Raw genomic sequence first — 20511 nt, 5'->3', positions numbered from 1 at the left:
ATGTGCAACCCTATTAAATCAATTTTGGAGTCTTACTAAATGTATCATTAGTCTAATAAACAACCACGCAAACGGTTTCGTCAGGTGGAACATTCCTCTATAATGGGCAAAGTTCCCCTGAGGCATCAGTCAGGCTTTGCTTCTAAGATGAGAGAATCTATTACTATGGAAATTCTGCGTGGCTCTCCCGCTTTATCAGCGTTTCGTATTACTAAGCTCCTTTCCCAGTGTCAAGACAAGAGCCTTCCTGTTACAGAGCTCTATGCGGAATATGTGCATTTTGCAGAGACTAATGCTCCGATCACGGGCGATGAACGAGAGAAATTAAACCGACTGTTAAAATATGGACCTTCTTTGGCTGAACATGAACCCAAAGGTCAACTACTGTTGGTGACTCCTCGCCCAGGAACAATATCCCCCTGGTCATCCAAAGCGACAGAAATTGTTCACAATTGTGGGTTGAGCAAAATTGTCCGTTTGGAAAGGGGAATTGCTTATTATATCCAGTCTAATGAAATGAACGATGAACAACGGCAATCTTTGTCTGCATTGCTGCATGATCGCATGATGGAGAGTGTATTCACCCAGTTTGAACAGGCTGAGGTACTGTTTTCCCATCAACAACCCGCCCCGATGAAGCAAATTGATATTTTACAGTCGGGACGGGCAGCGCTGGAATCGGCCAATATTGAATTGGGGCTGGCTCTGGCCGCAGATGAAATTGATTATTTGGTGCGGGCATTTCAGTCAATGGAACGCAATCCGACTGATGTGGAGCTTTACATGTTTGCTCAGGCAAACTCTGAACACTGCCGCCACAAAATTTTCAATGCGGATTGGGTGATTGATGGTCAGGCGCAGGCTAAATCGCTGTTCAAGATGATCAAAAATACATTCGAACAGACGCCGGATTATGTTCTCTCCGCTTATAAAGACAACGCTGCCGTGATGGAAGGTTCTCATGTCGGCCGTTTTTTCCCTGATCCTGCAAACGGTATCTATGATTATCATCAAGAACCTGCGCATATCCTGATGAAAGTTGAAACGCACAATCACCCAACGGCAATTTCACCGTGGCCTGGTGCAGCGACAGGCTCAGGGGGGGAGATCCGTGATGAAGGGGCAACAGGACGGGGTGCCAAGCCTAAAGCCGGATTGGTGGGCTTTTCTGTATCTAACTTGAGAATTCCCGGTTTTGAACAGCCGTGGGAAGAGGATTTTGGCAAACCTGAACGAATTGTCAGTGCCTTGGATATCATGCTGGAAGGCCCGCTGGGCGGCGCGGCCTTTAACAATGAGTTTGGGCGTCCGGCATTGCTGGGGTATTTCAGAACATATGAAGAAAAGGTTTATTCCCATAACGGTACTGAACTGCGTGGTTACCACAAACCCATTATGCTGGCCGGCGGGATTGGCAATATCCGTGAGGAACACGTTCAAAAAGGAGAGATTTCGGTCGGGGCAAAGCTAATTGTACTTGGCGGGCCAAGTATGAATATCGGCTTGGGAGGGGGAGCGGCATCGTCAATGACATCAGGCCAGTCTGATGCCGATTTGGATTTCGCTTCTGTGCAGCGTGACAATGCAGAAATGGAGCGCCGCTGTCAGGAAGTCATTGATAGATGCTGGCAATTGGGCGACAAGAACCCAATTCTGTTTATCCATGATGTCGGGGCGGGTGGATTGTCGAATGCCATGCCTGAATTGGTCAATGATGGCGGTCGGGGCGGGCGCTTTGAATTGCGCAATATTCTCAATGATGAGCCGGGAATGAGCCCATTGCAGGTATGGTGCAATGAGTCGCAGGAGCGTTATGTTCTGGCTGTGGCGCCGGAGCAGCTTCCGTTGTTTGAAGAAATGTGTCGCCGTGAGCGCGCACCTTATGCCGTGATTGGAGAAGCAACGCAAGAGCGTCATTTGCTGTTGAATGACAGTCATTTCGATAATCAACCAATCGATATGCCCTTGGATGTTCTGCTCGGCAAGACCCCAAAAATGCTGAAAAATGTCCAGATCTTGACAGCTTCGGGGCAACAATTGGAACGCAAACATATCTCTCTTGAAGAAGCGGTAAAACGTGTTCTGCATTTACCGGCGGTTGCCGAAAAAACATTCCTGATAACGATAGGCGATCGCTCCATCACCGGGATGGTTGCCCGTGATCAAATGGTTGGCCCGTGGCAAATTCCTGTGGCGGATTGTGCCGTCACGACAGCCAGTCTGGACAGCTATTACGGTGAAGCCATGTCTATGGGAGAGCGTGCACCGATCGCATTGCTGGATTTTGCTGCTTCGGCACGCATGGCTGTCGGTGAGGCGTTGACTAACATTGCTTCTGCCTATGTACAGGATTTGAAGCGGATAAAATTATCGGCTAACTGGATGTCGGCTTCAGGTCATGCTGGTGAAGATGCGGGTTTGTATGCTGCGGTGAAAGCAGTGGGTGAAGAATTATGCCCGGCATTGGGATTGACTATTCCGGTAGGCAAAGACTCAATGTCAATGAAAACCCGCTGGAGCCAAGAGGGGGAAGAGCGTGAAATGACTTCCCCGCTTTCATTGGTTATCAGTGCGTTTGCCCGTGTGGAAGATGTGCGTTATACCGTGACGCCGGAATTATCGACCGAAGATGACAATGCATTAATCCTGATAGATCTCGGAAAAGGGCAAAATGCACTGGGCGGAACTGCACTGGCTCAAGTGTATCGTCAGTTGGGAGATAAAACCGCAGATGTCCGCGATGTTGGGCAACTGGCTGGTTTCTTCAAGGCGATTCAGCAACTGATTTCAGAACAAAAATTACTGGCTTACCATGACCGCTCGGATGGTGGGTTGCTGGTAACTCTGGTTGAAATGGCTTTTGCCGGGCATTGTGGCTTGAACGTGGACATCAGCCCATTTGATGAAGATATTTTGGCTGCGCTATTTAATGAAGAATTGGGCGCAGTGATTCAAATTCGCGAAACGGACAGGGAACAAGTTGAAAAACTGCTGGCAGATTATGGCTTGAGCGAATGTACACACTATTTGGGTAAAACGCAGGCCGGTGATGATTTCATTATATCCAGCGATAATATGGAAGTTTACCGTCAAAGTCGCAGTACATTGCGTTTGTGGTGGGCGGAAACAACTTGGCAAATGCAGCGCCTGCGTGACAATCCGGAATGTGCGGATCAAGAACATCTGGCAAAACAGGATGTCAATGATCCGGGCCTGAATGTGAAATTGTCTTTCGATCCGGCGGAAGATATTGCTGCTTGCTACATCGCAAAACAAGTACGCCCACGCGTTGCTGTATTGCGCGAACAGGGTGTCAATTCTCATGTTGAAATGGCTGCGGCATTCCATCGCGCAGGTTTTGAAGCAGTGGATGTCCATATGAGTGACTTGTTGAGCGGCCGTATTTCGCTGGCTGAATTTCAGACATTAGTGGCTTGTGGCGGTTTCTCGTATGGTGATGTGCTTGGGGCAGGGGAAGGCTGGGCGAAATCTATCTTGTTTAATTCGCGGGTACGCGATGATTTTGCGAGTTTCTTCGCAAGGCCGGATACATTGGCACTTGGGGTATGCAACGGTTGCCAGATGATGTCTAACCTACATGAATTAATCCCCGGTACAGAGCATTGGCCTCGTTTTGTCCGCAACCGCTCAGAACGCTATGAAGCACGTTTCAGCTTAGTGGAAGTGGCAGACAGCCCTTCGTTGTTCTTGAAAGATATGGCCGGTTCCCGCTTACCGATTGCGGTGGCTCATGGTGAAGGTCAGGTGGAGTTCAGAAACAGCCAAAGTTTATCAGAACTTGAAAAACACCGGCAGGTCGCTTTACGCTTCGTGAATAACTACGGTATGGCGACGGAAAACTATCCGGCGAACCCAAATGGTTCAGTGAACGGGATTACATCGGTGACCAGCCTTGACGGGCGAGTTACAGTGATGATGCCTCATCCTGAAAGGGTATTCCGGACTGTCAGCAACTCCTGGCACCCTGAAGAATGGGGAGAAGATAGCCCGTGGATGCGTATTTTCCGTAATGCACGCAGGCAGTTAGATTAATTCATCGCATAGCGGCATTCTTATTTAAAAAGCCCTGAAAAAATTTATCAGGGCTTTTTTAGAAAAGTAGGGTGCTAATTATATTTTTTTTATATTTATTTTCAGTACTGGAGAAAATTGAAAAGCGAGGTGGTAGCTTATAGAATCAAGCTGGATTTTGACAAAAGGAAATGAGGATGATTACAACTATTCTATCAGTTATTATTTTTATTCCATTGTTTATGGTATTTAGCTATTTCTTCCTTCTGGATAAAAATATAAAGAAAACATTATTGTCATCATTACTGGCAGTGACTATTTTTATCTCTATTACATTTGTGCCATCTTTATTGTTTTTATTTAAATGAACATGGTTTTATTGAGAAAGTTTTATTGAGCAAGTTTTATTGGACAGGTTTAGTGTTTATTATCGTTCTTTATCTAATCTCATGTTGTCAGGTTAAATTGGCTTTTGTTGATTTTAAAACGAAAGAAAAAATTTTTGATATAAGGAAATAAGGATGATATTTCTGGCATTAAGAGTATTTAGAATTATTATTTTTTTCCCATTGTTTATGATAATCAGCTACTTTTTTATCTCAGAACGAAGCATGAAAAAATCACTGCTATTATCGTTAGTCGCTGCGACTCTTTTCTTTTTAATCGATATTTTTATTCCGACATTAATTCTCTACCCTTCACGTGTATTGGGGCTGCTTGGATTTGGGTAATGCCCCAGAATAAAGGGTCTTGGAACATGGAACTGAAAAATAGGGATTGGAAATAGGTTTGGGAAAATAGAACCGGAAAATAAAATTGACTGAGTTGAATGAGCAGATAAACTCCTCAAAAACATCATCGTGGCTCAATTTAAGATGAACGATTTAGCGATGCTTCCTCCAGAAGCAGATAAAGCGTTGTTGATTGTCCGGAAGCGATTAGCGGAATCGCTGGTTGCTGTCTATCTTCATGGTTCGGTGGTGGCCGGCGGCCTTCGCCCCCGCAGTGACGTCGATTTGCTCGTGGTCATTGATCGGCCGATGACGGCAGGGGAAAGAGAATGCCTTGCTGCCGACTTGATGATGATATCGGGTTGGTATCCTTCTGATCCTGAAGGGCGTCGTCCTCTTGAACTGATCGTTTTCCTGCGCACTGATTTGACGGCATCACGTTATCCTGCCCGAAGCGAATTTATGTACGGCGAATGGCTGCGTCACGCATATGAAACAGAGGGCATTCCCGATTCTGTTTGTGATCCTGAACTTACCTTAGTGTTGGCTCAGTCGTGGCAGGAAGCGATACCTCTGGTCGGCCCGGCCGCAAACACGCTTTTGCCTGTTATTCCAAGCTCGGACATTCGCCGGGCGATTAAAGATGTCCTGCCGGGTTTAATCCAATCGCTAAAGGGAGATGAACGCAATGTTTTGCTAACGCTGGCGCGTATGTGGCGAACATTAGTGACCGGCGAATTTGTCTCCAAAGATGTTGCCGCTGATTGGGCCGCGGCTCGTTTTCCGCCTGTACAGGCCGCAGTATTGGCGGAGGCGCGGGAAGCTTATTTGAATGGGAAAGAAGAAAATTGGCAAAATCGCCAACAAGAACTCCAGTTGACAGTAAGCTCATTACACGATTGTGTGTTAATGAATTTGCGCTAAATGTAAATTTAAAGTTAAGGAATTACTTTGCTCATAAAACAATTCGTTCACAATATAAATAATATAAAAACAATATGAAATATATCTTGCCGCTAATTTGATGTTATTTATGAAATTCAGCAGTGTGTCTCTATATGGCGACAATGCGGCTTCTTGATGTCTCCAATATGAGACATTTAATCGCTTGATATTAATGCATAAATATTTACGCATGGCTAAGTGTCATAAATTGGCGACAAAAATAGGTGTTTAGTGCCAAAAAATATTAATTAAAAAATGGAATGTATTTGTGATTTTTTAAATTATTAATAAAATCAATTATATGAAAAATATTTTGCAAGTTGGCACGCAATGTGCATAATACAGGGCAGTTGCTCATTCAACTTTTTATGTCGGCCCGCAATTAGGCGGAAACATGCCACATAAGCCCGGAATGATGCCGAAGTAAGGTGCCTACCGTCCAACTCAATGATACTCGCCTTCGGGCCTTATCAAACACAGGGCGACACGTGGAGTGAGGCACCACCTACATGCTCATCAGGTAGCATGGGGTATCCTCACTGGCGGGATAGTAAAAAAGTTACTATCCCGCCGTCATTATTATCCCGCCACCATTAGCGGGTTAAGCCTGCCCATCGAATGTATGTACCGTCTTCGTAATTTCTAGTAGTCTCCTGTTTTCGACCATTTCCAACATAAGAAAAGAAAGAGTTATTGTAGGGCTCATTATCTGGCAGATTTTTTTCGCCGTTTTATGTCGGTCAGCATCAATGTAATTGCAGGTTATAAGATGATTTCTTTGAAAAAATGGCGGTTATTTCCCCGTTCACTGCGCCAATTAGTTGTGATGGCTTTCTGGCTCGTATTATTGCCATTATTGGTATTGGCCTATCAGGCTTATCAAAGCCTTGACCAGCTCAGTACCCAAGCCGCAGAAATTAATCGTTCAACGCTGTCAGATGCCCGCCGCAGTGAGGCGATGATAGGTGTTGCCCTTGAGATGGAGCGGAGCTACCGCCAATATTGTGTCTTGGGTGATGCCCGGCTGGAGCAGCTTTATCAACGACAATACCAGAAATACGTGAATATGCTGGATAACCAGATAACGTTGCTGGCGAATACGGAGTATACAAAAAAGTTTAACGATCTACTGGCTGGCCTCACCAAAATTTCCTGTAGCAACGGCGTTCCCGAACCTGCCACATCTAAACTGCTTGAAGAATTCTCTACTGCCAATAATCTATTAGTCCAAGAAACTCGTAACATCATTTTCAGCCGGGGTGAACAATTGCAAAAAGCGATTGCGGACAAAGGGCAGTTTTTTGGCTGGCAGAGCCTTATTCTGTTTCTGTTAAGTGCATTCTTAATTGCCTTATTTACGCGTATGATTATCGGGCCGGTGAAGCGCATAGAGCGGATGATCAATCGATTGGGCGAAGGGCATTCGTTAGAAAACCAGATTGAGTTTAAAGGACCACGGGAATTGCGATCACTGGCACAGCGCATTATTTGGCTGAGTGAGCGTTTATCTTGGCTGGAGTCCCAGCGCCATGAATTCTTACGCCATATTTCCCATGAATTGAAAACCCCGCTGGCAAGTATGCGTGAGGGGACGGAATTACTGGCTGATGAAATTGCCGGGCCGTTGACGCAAGAACAAAAAGAAGTTGTCGGTATTTTGGACAGCAGTAGTAAGCATTTACAACGGCTTATTGAACAATTGCTCGAATATAACCGAAAACTGGCTGATGGTGCTGCGGAACACCAAATTGTACCCTTGAAAGAAATTGTTGATGGTGTGGTGCTGTCACACCAATTACCGGCTCGCACAAAAAATATTAATACGGAAATTCAATTAGATATGGAAATTTGTTGGGCTGAACCCAACTTATTAACTAAAGTGATTGATAATCTCTACTCCAATGCAGTGCACTATGGCGCTGAATCCGGTAACATTTGGATTTCCAGTCGGCAAGTGGGAAAAAATCTTCAAATTGACGTTGCCAACACCGGAACACCGATTCCTGAAGTAGAAAAGACCATGATTTTTGAGCCATTTTACCAAGGGAAACTTCAGCGTAAAGGTGCAGTGAAAGGAAGCGGCCTTGGTTTGAGCATTGCGCAAGATTGTATTAAACAGATGGGGGGAGAACTTCATCTGATAGAATCCGAGTTTGCTGACGTATGTTTTCGAATTGAACTGCCATTTACCGCAGAGAATAACTGAATAATATGTATAACAGGTTTATTAATCACTTTATGACGAAGACGGAACAACGAAAAATTGAGACCCGGCCAATGAACAAAATGGCTGTCATGCAGCCACTTCTGGCATGCGCTTCAATTTTGCGTTTCCGTGCCGTGTTGTTATTGCTTGTTCCCTCTTTATTGGTCGGATGCGCTAAAACTGAAGGAGTAGGCAATTTAACCACAATTGCACAATCTATCCTGCCGGAGCAGACTGTCACGGATTATCGTCTTAAAGATTGTGACTTAATCTGGGATATGTCAAAACCCGCGACAATGGAAAATGGCCTGTATTGGCTGAGGTTTACAGATTGTACGGATAGGCTGTCTTCGGCGGATGCGCGTGAGATGGCAAAATATTTTGCTTTGGCGACTTGGCCGCAGGTATTTAAGCAGAGTATTCTGATGAACCGTGCTTCGCCGACATTAGTGGAACGCCGAAGAATTATTGAAAACATCAATCGGTATAGCGCGCAGTTTCCTGTGTCCTTGCGGCCTTTATTGCAATTATGGCGTGAACAGCAATACCTGAAAATCAATCTCGCCGAAGAACGAATTAAGTTTCAGCGATTCCAGCTTGATAGTGATAACAAAATCGACCGGCTGAAAGACACTCGGGCACGTTTAGAATATGAACTTCGTTTAATATCACGCAAACTGGAAAACCTGACAGATATAGAGCGTCAACTTTCCTCCCGCAAACAAGACCAAAGCAACGTTGCCCCTCCGGATGATGCAGGGCAAATAAGTGATGCAGACTCTTCATCCAGTCAACCGACGCCGGAAGGCAAACCAGCCGTAAATGTGGGAAATAAAGAAGAAACTCACTCCCCAGAAGAAACAGGAGTCAAACAATAATGACAGTGCGCAATCCCGCCCATCTTCTCTTAGTTGATGATGATCCCGGCTTGCTAAAATTATTGGGAATGCGTCTGACCAGTGAAGGCTTTCGTGTCACGACCGCAGAGAGCGGGCATGAAGCATTACGCATACTGACGAAAGAAAAAGTTGATTTAGTGATAAGCGATTTGCGCATGGATGAAATGGATGGCATGGCACTGTTTGCCGAGATCCAGAAACAGCATCCGGGCATGCCTGTCATTATCTTGACTGCACATGGCTCTATTCCTGATGCGGTGGCTGCAACTCAGCAGGGCGTATTCAGTTTCCTGACAAAGCCGGTAGATCGCGATGCGCTTTATAAAGCGATAGATGATGCACTGGAATTATCAACGCCTGCCATTGATGGGCAATGGAGTGAGCAAATTGTCACTCGCAGCCCTCTGATGTTGCGTTTATTGGAGCAAGCAAAAATGGTTGCCCAATCCGATGTCAGTGTTTTGATTAACGGCCAAAGTGGAACAGGTAAAGAAGTGCTGGCCCAAGCCATTCATCGTGCAAGCCCCCGGGCGAAAAAACCGTTTATTGCGATTAACTGCGGTGCCTTACCTGAACAACTGCTTGAGTCTGAACTATTTGGTCATGCCAAAGGGGCATTTACCGGCGCAGTCAGCAGCCGGGAAGGGTTGTTTCTGGCGGCTCAAGGAGGAACGCTATTCCTTGATGAAATCGGCGATATGCCTTTGGCTCTGCAAGTTAAATTATTGAGAGTATTGCAGGAGCGTAAAGTTCGCCCATTGGGAAGCAACCGCGATATAGATATTGATGTCAGAATTATTTCTGCTACCCACCGTGATTTGCCAAAGGCGATGCAGCGAAATGAATTCCGTGAAGATCTCTACTATCGATTGAATGTCGTTAACCTGAAAATCCCTGCATTGAATGAACGCGCAGAAGATATTCCGCTATTGGCCAATCACTTGTTGCGCGAATCTGCCAAGCGCCACAAGCCTTTTGTCCGCAGTTTTTCCACTAATGCCATGAAATGCCTGATGGCGGCAAGTTGGCCGGGTAATGTTCGCCAATTAGTTAACGTCATTGAGCAATGTGTCGCATTGACAACGGCGCCGGTAATTAGTGATGCTTTGGTGACACAGGCGCTGGAAGGGGAAAATACAGCATTGCCGACATTTGTGGAGGCGCGCGGGCAGTTTGAACTGAACTATTTGCGTAAATTGCTGCAAATAACCAAAGGCAATGTAACGCATGCTGCGCGTATGGCAGGGCGCAATCGGACTGAATTTTATAAATTGTTGGCGCGCCATGAACTGGATGCCAGCGATTTTAAAGAGTAACTTTTATTCTTGTTTCAGATATTCTTGTACTGAATAAAAATTGTATACCCAATGGATTTCGAATCGCAGTTAATAACGTTTTGATTTGGAAGATAGAGGGATGCAGCACTGCCTTGCTGATGCGTTAAGGCTAAGTCAGGCAGGTAGATGAATTATGGCGTAGGAGAGCCACATTCTATGAGTCGTACTCTTAATATTGGTCTTGCACAGTTAAATTGGCTGGTGGGAGACATCGAAGGCAACACCGAACGCATGTTACAGACAGTACAGGATCAGCAAGTTAAAGGGGCTGATCTGGTGGTGTTTTCTGAACTGGCACTATCCGGTTATTTTCCAGAGGATTTACTGTTCCGTCCTGATTTTCATGAGCGCTGCCGTGAACAATTGCTGCGTTTGCAGGAAGCGAGTTCTCAGGTGGGGATTTTGGTTGGGCACCCGTGGCAGCAGGATGGCAAGATTTACAATGCGCTTTCCCTGTTTTGGAAAGGGGAGATTGTCGCTCGCTATTTCAAACAGCTATTGCCTAACTATGGCGTTTTTGATGAAGAACGTTATTTCGAAGCGGGTCAGCAAAGCTGCGTTATACCATTCAAAGGTTATAATCTGGGTTTACTGATTTGTGAAGACTTATGGTTTGATGGCCCCATCGATGCCCTGAAACAAGCTGGTGCTGAAATTATTCTCTCGATTAATGCTTCTCCTTATAATCGTGAAAAACCCAATATTCGCAGTACATTAATAAAAAACCATTGTCAGCGTATCCAATTGCCAATCATTTACCTCAATCAGGTTGGCGGGCAAGACCAACTCATCTTTGATGGTTGTTCCAAAGTTTTTGATGCCAATGGTGACGTTACCCATCGCATGGCTGGGTTTGAAGAACAGATTGAGCAGTGCCGCTTCAATGACATGGCTATTGAACTGATGGCAAACCCTGTTCCTCAATTGCTGCCCCTTGCGCAAATTTATAAGGCCCTCGTACTTTCTGTTCGGGATTATGTACAGAAAAATGGTTTTAAAGGTGCTCTGCTTGGCTTGTCGGGTGGGATTGATTCGGGCCTGACGCTGGCGATTGCCGTTGACGCATTGGGTAAAGATCACGTACAAGCGGTCATGATGCCATTCCGCTATACCTCAGAAATGAGTATCCACGATGCCAGAGAACAGGCGGAATTGCTGGGTGTTGAATTTGACGTGGTGTCTATCGAACCCATGTTTGATGCATTTATGACACAGCTTGATCCACTCTTTGCGGGAACGGAAAAAGACACGACAGAAGAGAATTTGCAGGCACGTTGCCGGGCAGTTATCTTAATGGCGATGTCAAACAAACGTCGTCGCTTGGTGCTGACCACCAGTAATAAAAGTGAATCGGCAGTAGGTTATTCTACCTTGTATGGTGATATGGCCGGTGGTTTCAATGCGTTGAAAGACGTTCCTAAAACGATGGTATTTGCGTTATCGAATTACCGTAATACAGTATCTCCGGCAATTCCTCAACGTGTGATTGATCGTCCACCCTCTGCGGAATTGGCGCCGGATCAGTTAGATCAAGACAGCCTGCCGCCGTATGACATGCTGGATGCAATTCTTGAGGGATACGTTGAAAAAGATAAATCTGTTGCTGATTTGGTAGCAGAGGGTTTTGATGAAGCCATTGTTCGTAAGGTAATCCGTCTGGTTGATATCAACGAATATAAACGCCGTCAGGCACCTATCGGGCCACGCATTTCACAACGTGACTTTGGGAAAGACAGGCGCTATCCGATTACTTCTGGTTTCGGGCGTAAAAACTGGTAATAACAGGAAAACTTCATGAAAAAGATTGATGCAATTATCAAACCTTTCAAGCTGGATGATGTGCGTGAAGCTCTGGCTGAAGTAGGTATCACTGGTATGACTGTGACAGAAGTAAAAGGGTTTGGTCGCCAGAAAGGGCATACTGAACTCTATCGCGGTGCTGAATATATGGTGGATTTTCTGCCAAAAGTCAAAATAGAAATTGTCGTACCGGATGATCTTGTTGATACCTGCGTCGAAACAATCATGCAGATTGCGCAAACAGGTAAAATCGGTGATGGCAAAATTTTTGTTTTCGATGTTGCCCGTGTTGTGCGCATTCGCACCGGGGAGCAGGACGAAGAAGCCATTTAACGAAAAACTGCCGCTAACCCTATAACAATGGGAGCACATGCAGTGACTCGGTAAATAAATTTACTCCCCGTCCTTTTTGTAGCAATGTCTTTAGGGCGGGGAGTTGTTTGATTTCAATGTCTTACTTCATCGCAAATCTATTAATAGTGCTGAATTAAATCACTTTATGTGGGCCAAAACATTCATAATGCATATGTTGTTCATCAACGCCCATTGCCAGAAGCTGCTTGGCAATATATTGCATGAAAGCGATAGGTCCGCAGAAATAATATTCCATTCCTTCTGCCGTGAGTGAATCTTTTACAAAAGATAAATCCATGAATCCTGTGTGCTGATAGTCTGTGCCTGCTTGATCTATTTCTCTTGGCTCACGATACCAAACTTGTGAATACAAATTAGGCATGGTGTGGGAAATCTGATTAACCTTGTCTGAAAATGCGTGATAACCACCATGCTCTGCCGCGTGGAACCAGTTTACTGTGCCCGTATGGTTTTGATTGTATAAATATTCGAGCATACTCATCATTGGCGTTAAGCCAACGCCTGCGGAAATCAGTGTAACCGGAGTATTTTTTTGTACATTGAGGAAAAAGTCACCGCGTGGTGCTGCCAACATCACGATATTGCCTTCGTGTACGTTATCGTGCATATAGTTTGAAACCTTGCCGTGCGATTCACGTTTGATGGCAATGCGATAACTGGTGTCGTTTGGTGCGCCTGTCAGTGAATACTGGCGAACTTCACGGTTTTCAAATGCGGGATCATCCAGATAGATCCCTATGTATTGTCCGGGCCTGTAATCCATGACCTTGCCGCCATCAACAGGCTCAAATTCAAAACTGGTAATGACATCACTTTGTGGCTGTTTTTGTTTGACCCGGAATTGACGTACACCACGCCAACCGCCCGCCAAGGATTCCCCATCTTGATAAATCTCTTCTTCCCGATTGATAAAGACATCGGCTAATACCGCGTAGGCTTTTCCCCAAGCGTTGAGCACTTCATCGCCGGGGTGGAACATTTCATCCATCGTTGCCAGCAGGTGTGTTCCTACAATCTGATAATGCTCTGGCAGGATATTCAGGCTTGCGTGTTTATGGGCGATTTTTTCCACGGCTGGCAGCAAGGCGGACAGGTTATCAATGTTGGATGCATAGGCGCACAGTGCATTGAAAAGCGCTTCACGCTGAGCCCCATTTATTTGGTGGCTCATGTTAAAAATATCTTTTAATTCAGGGTTATGCTTGAACATGCGTTCGTAAAAATGGGCCGTCAGTTTCGGGCCGGTAGACAAGATCAAAGGGATGGTGGATTTGACTGTGTTAATAACATGATTGTCTAGCATGGGGATCTCCCGAATTTTTCTCAATTGGTGTCAGAATCTATAAGTTGCATTTTAAATACATCTTTTAGGGGTTGGGAATACACTAAATCAAAAAAAGAAGATCATCTTGATATAAATCAATAAATTGAAATTTTAACGCCGATAAACCTTGAGATAGATCACAAATATTCTTGATAAATTTGAAATCGTTAGCCTTGTTATTTGCTGTTTATCCTTCCATCCGCAGTTAACAGTTAATGCAAACGTTTGCGCAAAATCTTCTGTCAAGACTATCTCATTAGAGAAAAAGAGTTTACACTGTGTGGCATTCTGTCCCTCAGGGGTGATTTTTAGAGATGTAGCTGAGTCAGGAGAACCTAATGTTAAAGCGTGAAATGAATATTGCGAATTATGATCCCGAACTGTGGCAAGCGATGGAACAGGAGGTTTGTCGTCAAGAAGAACACATTGAATTGATTGCCTCTGAAAACTACACCAGCCCAAGAGTTATGCAGGCTCAAGGATCTCAGCTCACTAACAAGTATGCCGAAGGTTACCCAAGTAAGCGTTACTACGGTGGTTGTGAGTATGTCGATGTAGTAGAACAACTTGCCATTGACCGTGCAAAAGAACTGTTTGGCGCCGATTACGCCAACGTCCAGCCGCACTCTGGTTCTCAGGCAAATGCCGCAGTGTATATGGCGCTGTTGCAACCCGGCGATACTGTTTTAGGGATGAATCTGGCACATGGCGGCCATTTGACTCACGGTTCTCCAGTCAACTTCTCTGGCAAACTTTATAACATCGTGCCTTATGGTATTGATGACAGCGGTAAAATCGATTACGACGATATCCGCGCCCAAGCGCAAAAACACAAACCAAAAATGATCATCGGCGGCTTCTCTGCTTATTCCGGTGTGGTTGATTGGGCGAAGATGCGTGAAATTGCTGATGAAATTGGCGCCTACCTGTTTGTGGACATGGCTCATGTGGCAGGCTTGGTAGCCGCAGGCGTTTATCCAAACCCTGTTCCTCACGCCCACGTTGTTACAACAACAACGCATAAAACACTGGCAGGCCCACGTGGTGGTCTGATTCTGGCGAAAGGTGGCGATGAAGAATTCTACAAAAAACTGAATTCCTCTGTTTTCCCAGGCTCTCAAGGCGGCCCGTTGATGCACGTGATTGCAGGTAAAGCCGTTGCATTGAAAGAAGCGATGGAGCCGGAATTTAAGATCTATCAGCAACAAGTTGCCAAAAATGCCAAAGAGATGGTTAATGTCTTCTTGCAGCGCGGCTATAAAGTTGTTTCAGGGGAAACCGAAAACCATCTGTTCCTGCTGGATCTGGTGGATAAAGACATTACCGGTAAAGACGCTGATGCAGCCTTGGGACGTGCCAATATCACAGTGAACAAAAACAGCGTGCCTAACGATCCTCGCAGCCCATTTGTGACTTCCGGCATCCGCATCGGAACGCCAGCAATTACCCGCCGTGGCTTCAAAGAAGCTGAAACCCGCGAATTGGCTGGTTGGATTTGTGATGTGTTAGAAAACATCAATGATGAATCCGTCATTGAAAGCGTGAAGCAAAAAGTGCTGGCAATCTGCGCGAAATATCCGGTTTACGCATAAATTAAAATAAAATATTAATAACACTACGATGTTATTAATAGTACTAAAACCCGACTCATGACCTTGGTTTTGAGCGGGTTTTTTCCATATGGAAAATGAGGGAATTTGGATGTCTGTTCCATCAACATTTTGGCTGGGGTTAAGTTATTTCACTTATTTTTTCTCTTTCGGCATATTCCTGCCGTTTTGGTCTGTGTGGCTAAAAGGTGAAGGTATTGAACCTTCAATGATTGGTGTATTACTGGGCGCTGGGATGATCGCCCGTTTTCTCGGCAGTCTGTTTATTTCACCGATGGTAAAAGATCCATCCAAATTAATTAAGGCGTTGAGAACGCTTTCGTTATTAGCATTATTCTTTGCCATTGGGTTCGCAATGAATAGTTATTGGGTATGGCTTTTCTTTATCATTGCCTGCTTCAACTTATTCTTCTCACCATTAATCCCTTTATCAGACGCCTTAGCGGGCACATGGCAAAAACAATTTTCGTTTGATTATGGCAAAGTCAGGGTTTGGGGCTCGATTGCATTTGTTATCAGTTCTTCGCTGACAGGTATATTAATGTCTTCCAATGGCATAGATTTATCCATCAGCAGCTTAGATATTGGGTGGAATATATCATTTGACGGTCTGAATAATTGGATTGGCAGTAATTTGTTTGGAACACACCATATTATCCTGGCGTTTTTGATTTTCAGTGTCGCTGGCATGCTGTTGGGAATGATGTTGAAACCTGCAATTATGCCAGCCGGCAAAGTGAAATCAGCAAATACCAATGCAGTCTCTTTTAAACAACTGCTGTCTGAAAGATCGGTATGGCAATTTTTAATATGTGTGACGTTATTACAGGCTGCACATGCAGGCTACTACAGTTTTGGTTCCATCTACTGGGAAAGCGCGGGCTATTCTTCATCAACCATTGGCTACCTTTGGTCATTGGGGGTTGTCGCCGAAGTAGTTGTGTTCACCTTCAGCAACCAGCTATTTCGCCGTTGGAGCGCCCGTAACTTATTTTTGCTGTCGGCCGTTTGTGGGGTACTTCGCTGGGGTCTGATGGGAACATCAACCGAACTCTATGCCTTGATTATCATTCAAATCTTGCACTGTGGCTCGTTTACCGTTTGTCATTTGGCCGCGATGCGTTTCATCGGTGCCAGAAAGGAAAATGAAATAATCCGGTTGCAGGCAACGTATTCTGCTCTGGCAATGGGCGGCGGTATTGCGGTCATGAGTATTATTGCCGGTTTTATGTATGAAAGTATCGGCAGTGGTATATTTTGGATGATGGCTCTGGTTGCATCCCCGGCTTTATTCATACGGCCGAAAGTAGAAGCCCATGCCTATTGATTGAAAAGTCAGTACCCAAAAAACTGCCTCTTTCGAGGCAGTTTTTTCATCATATATTAACTATCATCACACAGAAGGTAGTTTCTACTTCAAAATTAACGCTTCAGTGCTTCCGTTAATTCTTCACGCATTTCAGACAGAATGTCTTTAACCACACGTGGGCTACCCGCAACGATATTGCCGGAGGTAATATAATTATGGCCGCCGACAAAATCGGTAACAATGCAGCCGGATTCACGTACCAGCAATTCACCGCCCAAGAAATCCCACGGTTTCAGACCAATTTCGAAGAACCCGTCTACACGTCCGGCAGCAACATAGGCCAAATCCAGTGCCGCGGAACCCGTGCGTCGGAAATCGGCGCAACGCTCAAATAATTTACCCAATACATTGATGTAAGGAACGCTGTGCTGCTTGGCTTTGAATGGGAAACCGGTAGCAAGAACAGTACCATCCAGATCACGGGCGTTGGAACCACGCAGGCGATAGCCGTTCAACTGTGCACCCTGACCACGGGTTGCGGTGAACAGTTCGTTACGCATTGGATCGTAAACCACGGCCACTTCAGTGCGGCCTTTCATGCGCACGGCAATGGAAACAGAAAAATGTGGGAGACGTTTGATAAAGTTAGTGGTGCCATCCAGTGGATCAATAACCCATTGAACATCGTTGTCTTCACCTAAGTGCTCACCGCTCTCTTCGGTAATAATGGTGTGTTTAGGGTAAGACTTACGAATAATATCGATGATCAGCGCTTCAGCTTCATGGTCAACATTAGTGACGAAATCATTACTGCCTTTTTGGCTCGCTTCAATAGCGTTAGGGGTTTCGTAGCTTTTGGCAATATGGTTGCCGGCTTTACGCGCAGCGCGTATAGCGATGTTTAGCATCGGATGCATGGGTATCTTCCACAAGATTTTAAAGAACGGGAAACAAATCGGCGCGCAGTATAGCAGTAGTTTTTCAAAATAACTATACCCGTCGTCTTTCAAGTTGCCTCTTTGTTGGCTGCGTTCATTCACCCCAGTCACATAGTTATCTATGCTCCTAGGGTTCACTCCCTTGCCGCCAACCGCCAATAAAGCTGTGAAAGACGGCAGGGATAATGTTGTGTTAAGATATTCGGCTCTTATTCTGAACTTAAAAGCCGTCATGCTAGAGAATATCCGCATTATTCTGGTAGAAACGTCCCATACAGGTAACATGGGATCCACTGCCAGGGCCATGAAAACAATGGGGTTAACCAACCTGTATCTGGTCAATCCGCTCGTTCAACCTGACTCTCACGCGATTGCACTTTCAGCCGGTGCGAGTGATGTTATCGGCGCAGCCAAAATCGTGAATACATTGGATGAAGCCTTGGCCGGATGTGAATTGGTCATCGGAACCAGCGCCCGTTCCCGTACGCTGTCTTGGCCGATGGTTGAACCACGTGAATGTGGTGAGCGTTGTGTCAAAACCGCCAGTCATTCTCCGGTTGCGATTGTATTTGGTCGTGAGCGGGTGGGTTTGACGAACGAAGAGCTGCAAAAGTGCAATTATCACCTTTATATTCCAACCAATCCGGAATATGGCTCATTGAATCTGGCTATGGCCGTTCAATTGGTGAGTTATGAAATTCGCATGGCATTTCTGGCGGGGCAGGAGTTACTGAAAAACGCAGCGACATCGCCCAATAAAGGAACGTCTCCAGATGATGAAGCAGAGTATCCGACTATCGAGGATATGGAGCGTTTTTATCAACATTTGGAACGCGTATTGGATTCATCTGGCTTTATTCGCAAAGCACACCCGGGCCAGATAATGAATCGATTAAGACGGCTTTATACTCGCGCACGGCCTGAAACTCAGGAGCTGAATATCCTGCGTGGTATACTGACATCTATGGAAAAATGGGCCAAAAAATAACCTTGGCGCATACATTAACAACGTATTAGCACAATATGGTAATCCATAAGGTATACGGCAAAAATCAGATAATATACTGAAAGTATAAGGAAAGTAGGCGGTGAAAAGGTAGAAGGCAGCCAAATAATAGTTGAGTAAATTACTAGGTTAAATAGTTGACTAAAATACTCAGGAATGCCACAATTTCAACCATATTTCACCATGGAGTTTTTGTTATGAGACTGACATCAAAAGGACGTTATGCGGTAACTGCCATGCTAGATGTGGCGTTGCATTCACAAGAAGGGCCGGTTCCATTAGCCGACATTTCTGAACGTCAGGGAATTTCACTTTCCTATCTTGAGCAGTTGTTCTCCCGCCTGCGTAAAAATGGTCTGGTTTCTAGCGTCCGTGGTCCAGGTGGCGGTTACTTACTGGGTAGAGAATCCAGCAAGATTTTCGTTGCCGAAGTTATTTCAGCTGTTGATGAATCTGTGGATGCCACACGTTGTCAGGGGAAAGAAGGTTGTCAAGGCGGCGATCGTTGTTTGACCCATGCATTGTGGCGTGATCTCAGTGATCGTATCACGAGTTTCTTGAGCAGTATCAGTTTAGAAGAATTAGTAAATAATCAAGAAGTGTTAGATGTTGCTGATCGTCAAGACAGCGATAAACGTCGTGCGCCTAACGGCAGACTTCAAGAGACGATTAACGTTAACCTACAGGCGTAACCTTACGGTAAATACTTGTTGTAGCAAATACTTGTTATAAAACAAAAGTATTAAAAGTGTCTTACGGAGCATGTGAGCAATGAAATTACCCATTTATATGGACTATTCAGCAACAACACCTGTCGATCCACGTGTTGCTGAAAAGATGATGAACTATATGACAATGGACGGGATCTTTGGTAACCCAGCCTCCCGTTCACACCGTTTTGGCTGGCAGGCTGAAGAAGCGGTGGATATTGCGCGTAATCAAATTGCTGATTTAGTCGGAGCAGACCCGCGCGAAATCGTATTTACCTCAGGTGCAACAGAGTCAGACAATCTTGCTATTAAAGGTGCTGCAAAATTTTATCAGAAAAAAGGCAAGCACATTATTACCAGCAAAACTGAGCATAAAGCGGTTTTAGATACTTGTCGTCAATTGGAGCGGGAAGGTTTTGAGATCACTTACCTTGCGCCAATGAACAATGGCATGATTGATCTGAAAGAATTGGAAGCTTCCATGCGTGAAGACACCATTCTGGTTTCCATCATGCACGTCAATAACGAAATCGGCATCGTTCAGGATATCGTGACCATTGGCGAAATGTGCCGCAGCCGTGGCATTATTTTCCATGTTGATGCTACTCAGAGCGTGGGCAAATTGCCAATCGACCTCAGCAAATTGAAAGTCGACCTGATGTCTTTCTCTGCGCATAAACTTTATGGGCCGATGGGAATTGGTGCGCTGTATGTTCGCCGTAAACCTCGCGTGCGCATTGAATCACAGCAGCACGGCGGTGGTCATGAGCGTGGTATGCGTTCAGGTACATTGCCTGTTCATCAGATAGTCGGTATGGGCGAAGCTTACCGTATCGCGAAAGAAGAACTGGAATCAGAAGCAGAACGTCTGCATGCTTTACGCCTGCGTTTGTGGAACGGCATCAAAGATATCGAAGAAGTTTATCTGAACGGTGATTTAGAACTGGGTGCGCCACATATCCTTAATGTCAGCTTCAACTATGTTGAAGGTGAATCATTAATGATGTCACTAAAAGATTTGGCGGTATCTTCGGGTTCAGCATGTACTTCCGCAAGTTTAGAGCCTTCTTATGTCCTGCGTGCACTTGGCATGAATGATGAACTGGCACACAGTTCTATTCGTTTCTCTTTGGGGCGTTTTACCACAGAAGAAGAAATAGACTATGCAATCAAGTTGATTCATAACGCGATTGGTCACTTGCGTGATCTTTCTCCATTGTGGGAAATGTTCAAGCAGGGTGTGGATATCAGCACCATCGAATGGTCTCATCATTAATCAGACGGTTTCA

Annotated in this window: 14 protein-coding genes; 12 read left to right on the top strand and 2 right to left on the bottom strand. The window is 45.2% G+C overall.

Features of this window, described 5'->3' with window-relative positions:
- The first annotated feature begins 165 nt into the window (after positions 1-165).
- The 7 genes from purL (at position 166) to glnB (ending at position 12283) form a co-directional block, all read left to right on the top strand.
- Entirely contained in the window at positions 166-4053 is a 3888-nt protein-coding gene (purL, locus tag BM100_RS02980) for a phosphoribosylformylglycinamidine synthase (protein WP_092507878.1), read from the top strand.
- An 854-nt stretch (positions 4054-4907) separates the two neighbouring features.
- Positions 4908-5687: an aminoglycoside adenylyltransferase family protein gene (locus tag BM100_RS02970; protein ID WP_092507783.1), complete on the top strand. Its 780-nt coding sequence runs from the start codon at positions 4908-4910 to the stop codon at positions 5685-5687.
- A gap of 790 nt (positions 5688-6477) precedes the next feature.
- The gene (locus tag BM100_RS02965) at positions 6478-7914 is read left to right on the top strand and encodes a sensor histidine kinase (protein ID WP_092507781.1); all 1437 of its coding nucleotides are present in this window, start codon (positions 6478-6480) and stop codon (positions 7912-7914) included.
- Positions 7915-7946: 32 nt separating this feature from the next.
- The gene (qseG, locus tag BM100_RS02960) at positions 7947-8792 is read left to right on the top strand and encodes a two-component system QseEF-associated lipoprotein QseG (protein ID WP_092507779.1); all 846 of its coding nucleotides are present in this window, start codon (positions 7947-7949) and stop codon (positions 8790-8792) included.
- On the top strand, positions 8792-10129 hold the full coding sequence (glrR, locus tag BM100_RS02955; protein ID WP_092507777.1) for a two-component system response regulator GlrR: 1338 nt from the start codon (positions 8792-8794) through the stop codon (positions 10127-10129). Before qseG ends, glrR begins: the two co-directional genes overlap by 1 nt.
- 177 nt (positions 10130-10306) lie before the next feature.
- Entirely contained in the window at positions 10307-11929 is a 1623-nt protein-coding gene (locus BM100_RS02950; protein ID WP_092507775.1) for an NAD+ synthase, read from the top strand.
- Between the two features lie 15 nt (positions 11930-11944).
- Positions 11945-12283 (top strand): nitrogen regulatory protein P-II, encoded by a 339-nt coding sequence (gene glnB, locus BM100_RS02945; protein WP_086113167.1) that lies wholly within the window; start codon positions 11945-11947, stop codon positions 12281-12283.
- 154 nt (positions 12284-12437) lie between these two features.
- On the opposite strand, the gene hmpA is transcribed toward glnB, so the two are convergent.
- A complete protein-coding gene (gene hmpA, locus BM100_RS02940) occupies positions 12438-13628 on the bottom strand; it encodes an NO-inducible flavohemoprotein (protein WP_092507773.1) in 1191 nt (396 codons plus the stop codon).
- Positions 13629-13987: 359 nt separating this feature from the next.
- Here hmpA and glyA point away from each other — a divergent pair, with 359 nt between their 5' ends.
- Positions 13988-15241: a serine hydroxymethyltransferase gene (gene glyA, locus BM100_RS02935; protein WP_092507771.1), complete on the top strand. Its 1254-nt coding sequence runs from the start codon at positions 13988-13990 to the stop codon at positions 15239-15241.
- 109 nt (positions 15242-15350) lie between these two features.
- On the top strand, positions 15351-16586 hold the full coding sequence (locus tag BM100_RS02930; protein WP_092507768.1) for a 3-phenylpropionate MFS transporter: 1236 nt from the start codon (positions 15351-15353) through the stop codon (positions 16584-16586).
- Between the two features lie 95 nt (positions 16587-16681).
- On the opposite strand, the gene suhB is transcribed toward BM100_RS02930, so the two are convergent.
- Complete coding sequence (suhB, locus tag BM100_RS02925) at positions 16682-17485, bottom strand: inositol-1-monophosphatase (RefSeq protein ID WP_092507766.1); 804 nt, start codon at positions 17483-17485, stop codon at positions 16682-16684.
- A 253-nt stretch (positions 17486-17738) separates the two neighbouring features.
- Between suhB and trmJ the strand changes: the two genes are divergently transcribed.
- The 3 genes from trmJ (at position 17739) to BM100_RS02910 (ending at position 20498) form a co-directional block, all read left to right on the top strand.
- Positions 17739-18494 carry a tRNA (cytosine(32)/uridine(32)-2'-O)-methyltransferase TrmJ gene (gene trmJ / locus BM100_RS02920; protein ID WP_092507876.1) on the top strand — a complete coding sequence of 252 codons (756 nt, stop codon included), beginning with the start codon at positions 17739-17741 and terminating at the stop codon, positions 18492-18494.
- Between the two features lie 215 nt (positions 18495-18709).
- On the top strand, positions 18710-19204 hold the full coding sequence (gene iscR / locus BM100_RS02915) for a Fe-S cluster assembly transcriptional regulator IscR (protein ID WP_092507764.1): 495 nt from the start codon (positions 18710-18712) through the stop codon (positions 19202-19204).
- A gap of 79 nt (positions 19205-19283) precedes the next feature.
- Positions 19284-20498 carry an IscS subfamily cysteine desulfurase gene (locus BM100_RS02910; protein WP_092507762.1) on the top strand — a complete coding sequence of 405 codons (1215 nt, stop codon included), beginning with the start codon at positions 19284-19286 and terminating at the stop codon, positions 20496-20498.
- Positions 20499-20511 lie beyond the last annotated feature (13 nt).

It is taken from the genome of Xenorhabdus mauleonii (genome assembly GCF_900113945.1).
Taxonomy (GTDB): domain Bacteria; phylum Pseudomonadota; class Gammaproteobacteria; order Enterobacterales; family Enterobacteriaceae; genus Xenorhabdus; species Xenorhabdus mauleonii.
The sequence above is the reverse complement of the archived record's forward strand: the minus strand, read 5'-3'. Positions and strand labels throughout refer to the sequence as shown.